Annotated in this window: 1 protein-coding gene; it reads right to left on the bottom strand. The window is 32.7% G+C overall.

The window, feature by feature from the left end; translation table 11 throughout:
* A partial coding sequence (locus DNK84_RS13905; RefSeq protein ID WP_268876913.1) for an IS6 family transposase occupies positions 1-375 on the bottom strand: 375 nt, incomplete at its 3' end.
* Positions 376-557: the final 182 nt, after the last annotated feature.

Genomic DNA, 557 nt, shown 5'->3' with positions numbered 1-557 from the left:
AAATAAGAAGATATTGATAGTCAGTAATGCAGCCTCATTAGCACCAGATTTATCTACATTTACTTTCTCTGGCAAACCATGCCTACCAATGGCTCTCTTAAAGAATTTACGTGCAGCTTTTTCATCTCTTTTTTCACTAACCATAAACTCTAAAGTATCTCCGTGTTTATCTATAGCTCTATATAAATAAACATCTTTACCTTTAAGCTTAAGGTAGGTTTCATCCATCTTCCAGCTTATATAGCTACCATATTTTCTAAAACTATTACTAAAAACTGTCTCTAACTCTTTAGCATATTTGATAACCCAACGATTGATGGTGCTATGGTCTACCTTAACTCCTCGCTCTTTCATTAACTCTTCTACTTGTCTAATACCATCTGATTGCTTGAAGTATCAATAATTTGGTAAAGTGCCTACCTGTGAAATCTATCATTTATATTTTGATATAAAATCTGTGATAAATTTATGCTACTAGCAGTTTGCGACAGAGCCCAAAATAGGCAGTTTGGATATTAGTGATTGCTAAATTAAATAGCCATAACTTATTAGTATGA

Origin of the sequence: Facilibium subflavum (assembly GCF_003574485.1) — a bacterium.
Lineage (GTDB): Bacteria > Pseudomonadota > Gammaproteobacteria > Francisellales > Francisellaceae > Facilibium > Facilibium subflavum.
Note: the sequence above shows the minus strand (reverse complement) of the source record. Positions and strands in the feature narration are given on the sequence as shown.